Genomic DNA, 9119 nt, shown 5'->3' on the forward strand with positions numbered 1-9119 from the left:
GATGAAAAACAACAAGAACACCTTACGCACCCTGGGCTGCCTGTTTCTGCTGAGCTGTTCGCTGCTGCAGGCCGAGGCGGCCACCACCCTGCGCTTCGGTTTCGCTGGCTCGGACAGCGACACCCAGAGCCTGGCGGCCAAGGAATTCGCGCAGCGGGTCAAGGATGGCTCCAAGGGTGAGTTGCTGGTGCGCCCTTACGGCAACAGCATGCTGGGCAACGACCAGGCGATGATCGCTGGCGTGCGCGGCGGCACCATCGAGATGGAGATGTCCGGCACGCCCAACTTCAGCGGCCTGACGCCGCGCATGTCGGTGCTCGATCTGCCCTTCGTGTTCGCCGACAGCGCCCATGCCTACCGCGTGCTGGACGGCGAAATCGGTCAGCAGCTGCTCGACGATCTTGCTGCCTACAACCTCAAGGGCCTGGCCTACTGGGAAGTGGGGTTTCGCGATATCACCAACTCGCGCAAACCGGTGCGCGTGCCCGATGACGTCAAGGGCCTGAAGATCCGCACGTCCAGCAACCCGGCGCAGATCGAAGCCTTCCGTCTGCTCGGCGCCAATCCGCAGCCGCTGCCGCTGGCCGAGCTGTACAACGCCCTGGAAATGAGGGCGGTTGACGCCCAGGAGCACCCGCTGAGCATCACCTGGTCGTCAGGCTTCTACGAAGTGCAGAAATACCTGTCGCAGACCCACCACGCCTACACCGCCCTGGTGGTGGTGATGAACAAGAAGAAGTTCGACGCGCTGCCAGCCGAGCAGCAGACGCTGCTGGTAGACGCCGCCCGCGCCGCAGGCGCTACTCAGCGCCGCCTGAATACCGAGAACGACAGCAAGTTCCTCGTCGAGCTGGCCGAGAAGGGCATGCAGATCGAGCCGGAAGTCGACCGCGAGGCCTTCCGCGAAGTGGTGTCCGCGCCGGTGCGCGAGGCCTTTGCAAAACAGCACGGCAGCGAACTGCTCGAAGCCATCGACGCCCTGCGCTGAGTTATCAACCCGTCGGCGCGTCGAGCGCCGCTTCAAGGAATCGAGATCATGAGTCAGGAAATTCTGTTGCTGGTGCAGAAATGCGCCCATACCTTCAGCTTCTATGACGTGCAAAGCGGCAACGCCATCAAGCACATCCGCCTGCCGGAGTTCCCCCACGAGTTCGTGGTGGATTCGCAGAACCGCTTCGCCTACGTCGGTCACTACGGTATCGAAACCTCCAGCCATGAAGGCGAGGGTGGCTGCTCGGTATTCGTCATCGATCTGGAAAAGGCCGAGCACGTGCGCACCCTGAGCATCTGGCCGTTCCGCCGTCCCCACGGCTTGGCGATGGACGACCAGGATCGCCTCTACGTGCTCAGCGAAGGCAATTCGACCCTGCTGATATTCGACCAGCCGCACCTCAAGGACACCGCGGATCGGGCCATTCCGTCCGGCGGCTACAAAAGCCACCTGGTGGCACTGACCCGCAGCGGCGAGACCGCCTTCGCCCTCAACCTGCTGAGCAACACCATCACCCGCCTCAAGCCGCAGGACCCGACCATCGCGCCAGTGCCGGTGCAGCCTGGCAGCATGCCCGAGGGTAACTGCTTCAGCGCCGACGAACGCACCCTGTACGTCGCCACCCGCGGCGACAACAGCATCGTCGCTGTGGATGTCGAGACCCTGCAGGTGACCCGCCGCGGCCGCACCGGCGCCGACCCGACGCGTATCTACCGCGACCGCCAGGGTCGCCTGTTCGTGACCAACTACGCCGAACACTCGATCTCGGTATTCAACGCCGATCTCGAGGAAATCCAGCGCATCGAGCTCGACACCCATGCCATCGCCATGAGCCTGCACCCGACCCGTGACCTGGCCTTCGTCACCCTCAAGGATCAGCGCGTCGGCATGCTTGATCTCGACACCTTCACCTTCCAGCGTTACTTCCACACCCTGCTCGAGCCTGATGTTTCCCAGGTCATCGTGCGCTGAGGTTCCGAGCTTTCGGAGAACAAGATGAACAACGCACTCACTCGTACCCTGGCCGCGCTCGGTCTGGCCCTGCTGCTGCCAGGGCTGGCCGCCCATGCCGACGTGCGCAGCCTCAAGCTCAGCGCCGGTGACCCCATCGACGCCCCCGGGCCACAAGGCGCCAAGCTGTTCGCCGAACATCTGAAGCAGGGCAGCGGCGGAGCGCTGAACGTCAAGGTGTTCCCGTCAGCCATGCTTGGCAACGATGTACAGATGCTCGGCGCTCTGCCGGCCGGCACCATCGAGTTCGCCCTGGTGGGCGCGCCGACACTGGTCGGGCTGGTCAAGGAGTTCGGCGTGCTGGACCTGCCTTACCAGTTCAATTCCAGCGCCGAGGTGGACACCATGCTCGACGGGCCGATGGGCCAGCAGCTGTTGGCCAAGCTGGAGGCCAAGGGGCTGGTCGGCCTGGGTTTCTGGGAGATCGGCTTTCGCAACCTGACCAACAGCAAGCGCCCCATCGACAAGTGGGAAGACCTCGAGGGCCTGAAGATCCGTACCGTGCAGAGCCCGGTGTTTCGCACCTTCTTCGATCACCTGGGCGCCAATGCTCAGCCGATGCCGATCAACGAAGTGTTCAGTGCCCTTGAGATGCATGCCATCGACGGCCAGGAAAATCCCATCTCGCTGATCGCCACCCAGCGCTACAACGAAGTGCAGAAGTACCTGACCCTCAGCGAGCACATCTACACCGCTTACGTGCTGCTGACGAGCAAGAAGACCTGGGACTCGCTCGACGACGCCCAGCGCACCCAGGTGCGCAAGGCCGCCGAACAGGCACGAGCAGAGCAGCGTCAACTGGCGCGCCAGGCCAACAACGAGAAACTCGCCGAACTCAGGGACAGCGGCATGCAGGTCAATGCGCTGAGCGACGAGCAGCGCCAGCGCTTCGTCGATCAGGCCAAGGTGGTCATCGAACAGGTGAGCGGCAGCATCGACGCCGGGTTCTTCAGCGCCTGGCAGGCCGAACTGCAGCGTCTGCGTGGAGCCAACTGAAATGCCCGAGTGCCTGCACCAGCGCCTTGGTCTGCCGTACGCGCCAGGCGGGCAGCGGCTGATCGATGCCCATCACCATCTGTGGAATCTCGACAGCCACCGCTACCCCTGGCTGCAGGACGAGGTCGACCCGGGTTTCTTTCTTGGCGACTACAGCGCCCTGCGGCGCAACTACCTGCCCGAAGATTACCTGGCCGACAGCGCCGGCCAGCGGATGCTGGCCACGGTGCATTGCGAGGCCGAGCACGACCGCGCCGATCAGGTGGCGGAAACCCGCTGGATACACGAGCAACATGGGCGCTACGGCTTTCCCAATGCGGTGGTCGCCCACGTCTGGCTGCATCGCCCGGAATGCGAGGAGGTGCTTGGCCGGCATCTGGAATATCCACTGCTGCGTGGCATTCGCAGCAAGCCGCTGACGGCACCGCGCCCCGAGCTGGCCGCCAGCGTGCGCGGCCAGTGTGGCAGCATGCAGGACGAGGCCTGGCTGCGCGGCTTCGAGCTGCTGGCCAGGCACGGGCTGTCCTGGGATTTACGCGTGCCCTACTGGCACCTGCAGGAAGCCGCCGAGGTAGCGGCGGCTTTTCCCAGGGTGCCCATCGTGCTCAACCACCTGGGCTTCCCCTGGGACCGCAGCCCGGCCGGGCTCGACGGCTGGCGCGCCGGCATGGCCGCGCTGGCGGCGCAGCCGAATGTCAGCGTGAAGGTTTCCGAGTTGGGGCTGCGGGATCAACCCTGGACGCTGGAAGGCAACCGCGGGGTGATCGAAGAAACCCTCGCGTTGTTTGGCATCGAGCGCTGCCTGTTCGCCAGCAACTACCCAGTGGCCGGCCTGCGCATCGGCTATGGGGAGCTGGTCACGGCGCTGCAGACGATCCTCGCAGACTACGACGAGGCGCAGCGCGATGGCTTCTTCTGGCGCAATTCGCGGGATTTCTATCGGATCGAGTTGAGGGGCTGCTAGGGTCTGTTCCCGTTTCACGCACGGCCGCGCCGAAACGGGAACAGATCCTCGCAACGGACTGAATCAGCTCGGCTCTAGAAACATCCCTGAGAGCCTGTTCAACGTCTTGTATGCGCATGAAGTGGCAACTACAAGGCAGAGGCGGCCGTTCGCCGGTCCAGTTTGGGAGCGCGCCATGCGCGCGAAAAATCGTGGGCATGGACAGGCGTTCCCGCCCGCTCCCACAAATGCTCCGCCGATGACTACTCCCGCCATTTGGCGCCAAAGTCGACGAATCTGGGCTTAAAGATTATGAACAGATTCTAATAAAGCAGGATTAGCGGTAGCGGCGAGCTTTGACAGTGGGACCCGCTTCCGCCGAACGGTCTTTGATGGCTAGGTGCCATATGTTTTAATTCGTGCTCTCAAACGACATGCTTTTTTCAGGGACGACCCTATGTTTTTCCGCAATGGACCTGCGGCGGTATGCCTCTGTCTGTCTGCTCTGTCGCTGGCCGTATCGGCGCAGACCCCCCCCATTGACCTGCCCGGCAACCGCCAGACGCCCCTGAGCCAGGACCTGATCCGCGATCGCCAGGAACGTCTGCTCGACGAGCAGCAGCAGCGCCTGCAGGAACTCCAGCAGCTACCAGGCAAGCGCGCCGAGCCGGCGGCGCCACCGGCACCCGAGGGCGAGCGCTGCTTCGCCATCGAACAGATCGAGATCAGCGGCGCCAGCCTGCTGTCCGAGGCTGACCGCGCAACCATTCTCGCGCCATTCGCCGACAGTTGCCTGGGCGTCAGCCAGCTCAACGAGCTGCTCAAGGCGATCACCAACCATTACGTCGACCGTGGTTACGTGACCACTCGCGCCTACCTGCCGCAGCAGGACCTGTCGGCCCGTACCCTGAAAATCACCGTGGTCGAAGGGCGCCTCGAAGGCCTCGACAGTTCCGCCCTGGCCAGTGACCGCGAGCTGGCCATGAGCTTTCCGGGCGAGCCCGGCGAGGTCCTCAACCTGCGCGAGCTGGAGCAACTGGTCGACAACCTCAACCGTCTGCCGTCGCGCCCGGCCCAGTTGGAATTGGTGCCGGGTGAGCAGGTAGGCGGTAGCCGCGTCGGCCTCAAGGGCGAGCGCAGCAAGCCCTGGCACGCCAACCTCAACCGCCACAACGATGGCCAGCGCAGCACCGGTGAGCAGCAGTGGGGCCTGGGCCTGACCTGGGACAGCCCGCTGGGCCTGGCCGACCAGCTGAGCCTGCGCGCCAGCCGCGACGGGGTCAGTGACCGCTACCGCCACTCCCACGCCCAGAGCCTGTCCTACAGCATCCCCTATGGCTGGTGGCGCGTGGACTATAGTTACAGCCAGAGCTATTACCGCACCCAGGCGCAGAGCAACGGTTTTCCCTTCGAGACCGATGGCGACAGCCAGCAGCATGCCCTGCGCGCCGAGCGCGTGCTGCACCGCGACAGCGTCAGCAAGACCGCCTTCAATACCGGCCTGAGCCATATCCGTACCAACAACTTCATCCTTGGCAGCCGCATCGATCCCTCCAGCAACCGCTTGAGCGAATGGCAGTTGGGCTTCAACCATGGCCGGCGTGTCGGCAGCGCCTTCGTCAACGCCGACATCGGCTGGCAGCGCGGCATCGGCGCCTTCGATGCCCAGAGCAACGGCGACCCCCGGGGCGACCAGCCCGTGGCGCGCTACAACAAATACAGCCTGACCTTGAGTTACCTGCAGCCTTTCAGCCTATGGGGCGAGCGCTTCAGCTTCGACAGCCTGGCCACCGGCCAGAAGAGCGAAGACGAGTTGTTCAGCTCCCAGCGCATCAGCATCGGTGGGCTCAACTCGGTGCGCGCCTTCAAGGACCAGAATCTTTCTGGCAGCAGCGGCGGTTACTGGCGCAACCAGCTGCGCTGGACCCGGCCGGTCACCTGGGCGCCGGTGCAACCCTTCGTGCAGCAATACGGCGCCGCCCTGGCCTATGACGTTGGCGTGATCAGCCACGATGAGCACAACCCCGGTGCCAGTGGCCGCCTGAGCGGCCACGCCCTGGAGCTCAGCGCCCGCGGTGAGCATCTGGCCGCCAGCGTGACCTTCGCCCACGCCCTGGAACGCCCCGGCATCATCGCCGAGCGTGAGCGCCCGGTGTATTTCCGCGTTGACCTGTTCTTCTGATTCGTTACGCCCTGGAGCACCCCGACATGGACGTTCGCAGCCCCTTCTTCCAGAACATTGCCCTGATCCTCGCCGGCGTGATGTTTCTCAACCCCATCGCGGCCACCGCGGCGCAACTGACCGTCGACGCCCAGGCGGGCGGCAATACCAGCCTCGACCGGGCCGGCAATGGCGTGCCCATCGTCAACATCGCCACGCCCACTGGCAGTGGCCTGTCGCACAACAAATTCACCGACTACAACGTCGGCGGGCAGGGGCTGATCCTCAACAACGCCACCGAGCGGCTGCAGAGTACCCAGCAGGGCGGCATCATCGTCGGCAACCCTAATCTGCAAGGGAGTGCGGCAGGCGTCATCCTCAACGAAGTGACCGGCAGCAACCGCAGCCAGCTCCAGGGCTACACGGAAGTGGCCGGGCAGGCTGCACATGTCATCGTTGCCAACCCCCACGGCATCACCTGCGACGGTTGTGGCTTTATCAACACCCCGCGCGCGACCCTGAGCAGCGGCGCTCCAGTTGTAAACAACGGCCGTTTACAGGGCTTCGACGTCAATGGCGGCGACATCGCCATCCAAGGCGCCGGCCTCAATGCCAGTAATGTCGACCAGTTCGACCTGATCACTCGCAGCGCGCAGATCAATGCCGAAATCCACGCCAAACGCCTGAACGTCATCGCCGGTCGCAATGAAGTGGACATCGCCACCCTGCAGGCCACTGCCAAGGCCGATGACGGTTCCACGCAGCCCCAGTTGGCCATCGACAGCTCTGCACTGGGCGGCATGTATGCGGGCGCGATCCGCTTGATGGGTACCGAAGCGGGCGTGGGCGTGAAACTGGCGGGCGACATGGCGACCAGTGCCGGGGATATTCAGATAGATGCCAACGGGCAGTTGACCCTCAATAATGCGGCGGCCAGCGGGCAGATCGTGGCACGCGCCAAGAGCGTTGAAACCCAGGGGCCGGTGTACGCCGGGACCCAGCTCGATGTTCAGGCCAGGGAGAGCCTAGTGAACCGCGGTAGCCTGGCTGCTCGCGATCGGGTCGAGCTGACTGGCAGCGCCAGCTTGACCAACGAGGGGCATGTCGAAGCGGGCGTGAATGGCGACGACAGCCGCAATGACGTGGGCAGCGTCGTGCTCGCGGGCAAGCAGATACGTAACGCGGGCAGCGTGGTTGCAAACCGTGATCTGCAGGTAGATGCCAAAGGCTTGCTGGATAACCGTGACGGTCGCCTGCTGGCGCGACGTGACCTGACCATCGGCAGCGATGGTGTGGACAACCGCAGCGGTAGGCTGCTCGCTGAGGGCGCTCAGCGCCTGGCGGCCGGGGCTCTGGATAATCGTACTGGCCAAGTGGCTGCCAATGCCGCGCTGCATCTGCAAGCCGATAGCCTGGATAACCGGGCCGGGAACATTTCCAGCCTCACCACGGCACGTATCGATAGCCAAACTGTGGACAATAGCGATGGCGGCCGGCTGCTGGCTGGTGATTTGCGCCTCGATGCCGGGCAACTGCTCAACCGCGCCCAAGGGCAGGTACATGGCGAACGCAGCGTGCGCCTCGATGGCGGCCAGGTGGATAACAGTGGCGGCAGGCTTTCCAGTGCTGGCGATCTGCATGTCGAGCTGGCAGCGCGACAAGGCAATGCCACGTTCGACGGTAGCCTGGACAATGTCGGGGGGGTAATCGGCAGTGACGGCCGTTTGGCAATCGGCGCCACACGTATCGATAACCGTCAGGGCGAGGTGTCCGGCCACAGCCTGCAGCTGTCCAGCGAAGGTACGCTGGGCAATCAGGGTGGACGCATTCTGAGCGATGTCGATCTGCACCTGCGCAGCGCCGACCTGAGCAACGAGCAGGGCCTGCTCTCGGCCGGCACAATACTGGATATCGGTGCCCGACAGGTGCTCAATCGCCAGGGCAGGATTCTGACCGAGGGTGCATTGCTGCTCAACGCCAGCGGCCTTGACCAGCACGACGGCGTGTTGGCGGGGCAAAAAAGCCTCAGCCTCGATCTGCAAGGCGGCGCGTTGAACAACGACGGCGGCCTGCTCAATACCCCCGGCGCGTTGTTGCTCGCCAACCTGGGTGCAGTCAGCAACCGCAGCGGGGAAATCTCCAGCGCCCAGGGCTTCACCCTGGCAGCCGAACGCCTGGACAACAGTGGCGGCCGGTTGCTTTCGGAGCAGGGACTCGTGCTCCGCATTCAAGGCACCCTGCTCAATCTCGCGGGATTGGTCAGCGCCAGGGGCCTGGAACTGTCCGCGAGTCGCCTGGATAACGCAGCGGGACGCCTGCTCAGCCAGGCCGGGTTGAATGCCCGGGTCGAGCAATTGGATCAGCAGGGCGGTGCGTTGTCGGCGGAGCGGGGGCTGAGCCTCAGCGGCAACGTGCTGGACAATCGTAACGGTCGGATCACTGCTAATGATGACCTGACCCTGATGGTCGAACGTATCGACAATCGTGGTGGTGAAGTAGCCGGGCAAACGGTCGTTGCGGTGAGTGGCCAGCACTTGGACAACAGCGCAGGACGCCTCATCGCCAATACCGACTTGACGCTGGGCTTGCAGGCCGGGCGCTTCGGTGAGGGCACGCTGCGCAACGAGCAGGGCGTGCTTTCCGCTGGCGAGCGGTTGCAGGGCAGCACGGGCCATGCGTTCAACCATCAGGGCCGTATCGAGGCGAGGGGGGCGCTCGACCTGCAGGTCGGTCAACTGGACAATCGCCAGGGGCGGCTGTTCGGCGCACAGAGCCTGAGTCTGCAAGCCGCTCAGGTCGATGGTACGGGGGGGTATATCACTGCCCAAGGACCGCTGCTGCTCAAGGCAACGAGTCTGGTACAGCAAGGCGGTGAACTCTCCAGTCAGGACAGCCTCAGCCTCGATCTGCAAGGTGGCGCGTTGAACAACGACGGCGGCTTGCTCAACACCCCCGGTGCGTTGCTGCTCACCAACCTGGGTGCAGTCAGCAACCGCAGCGGGGAGATTTCCAGCCAA

6 protein-coding genes are annotated in these 9119 nt (G+C 64.2%); all 6 read left to right on the plus strand.

Annotation, left to right across the window (positions count from 1 at the left end):
- The first annotated feature begins 1 nt into the window (after window position 1).
- Window positions 2-988 carry a TRAP transporter substrate-binding protein gene (locus tag BVH03_RS17225; RefSeq protein WP_075962319.1) on the plus strand — a complete coding sequence of 329 codons (987 nt, stop codon included), beginning with the start codon at window positions 2-4 and terminating at the stop codon, window positions 986-988.
- 48 nt (window positions 989-1036) lie between these two features.
- A complete protein-coding gene (locus BVH03_RS17230) occupies window positions 1037-1963 on the plus strand; it encodes a YncE family protein (protein WP_075962320.1) in 927 nt (308 codons plus the stop codon).
- A gap of 24 nt (window positions 1964-1987) precedes the next feature.
- Window positions 1988-2998, plus strand: a complete 1011-nt coding sequence (locus BVH03_RS17235) for a TRAP transporter substrate-binding protein (protein ID WP_075962321.1) — start codon at window positions 1988-1990, stop codon at window positions 2996-2998.
- 1 nt (window position 2999) lies between these two features.
- Window positions 3000-3962 (plus strand): amidohydrolase, encoded by a 963-nt coding sequence (locus tag BVH03_RS17240; RefSeq protein ID WP_075962322.1) that lies wholly within the window; start codon window positions 3000-3002, stop codon window positions 3960-3962.
- A gap of 436 nt (window positions 3963-4398) precedes the next feature.
- On the plus strand, window positions 4399-6123 hold the full coding sequence (locus tag BVH03_RS17245) for a ShlB/FhaC/HecB family hemolysin secretion/activation protein (protein ID WP_075962323.1): 1725 nt from the start codon (window positions 4399-4401) through the stop codon (window positions 6121-6123).
- A gap of 26 nt (window positions 6124-6149) precedes the next feature.
- Window positions 6150-9119 (plus strand): filamentous hemagglutinin N-terminal domain-containing protein (locus BVH03_RS17250; protein WP_218189548.1); only part of this gene is annotated, 2970 nt, incomplete at its 3' end.

Origin of the sequence: Pseudomonas sp. PA15(2017) (assembly GCF_001945395.1) — a bacterium.
In the GTDB taxonomy this organism is placed as follows: domain Bacteria; phylum Pseudomonadota; class Gammaproteobacteria; order Pseudomonadales; family Pseudomonadaceae; genus Aquipseudomonas.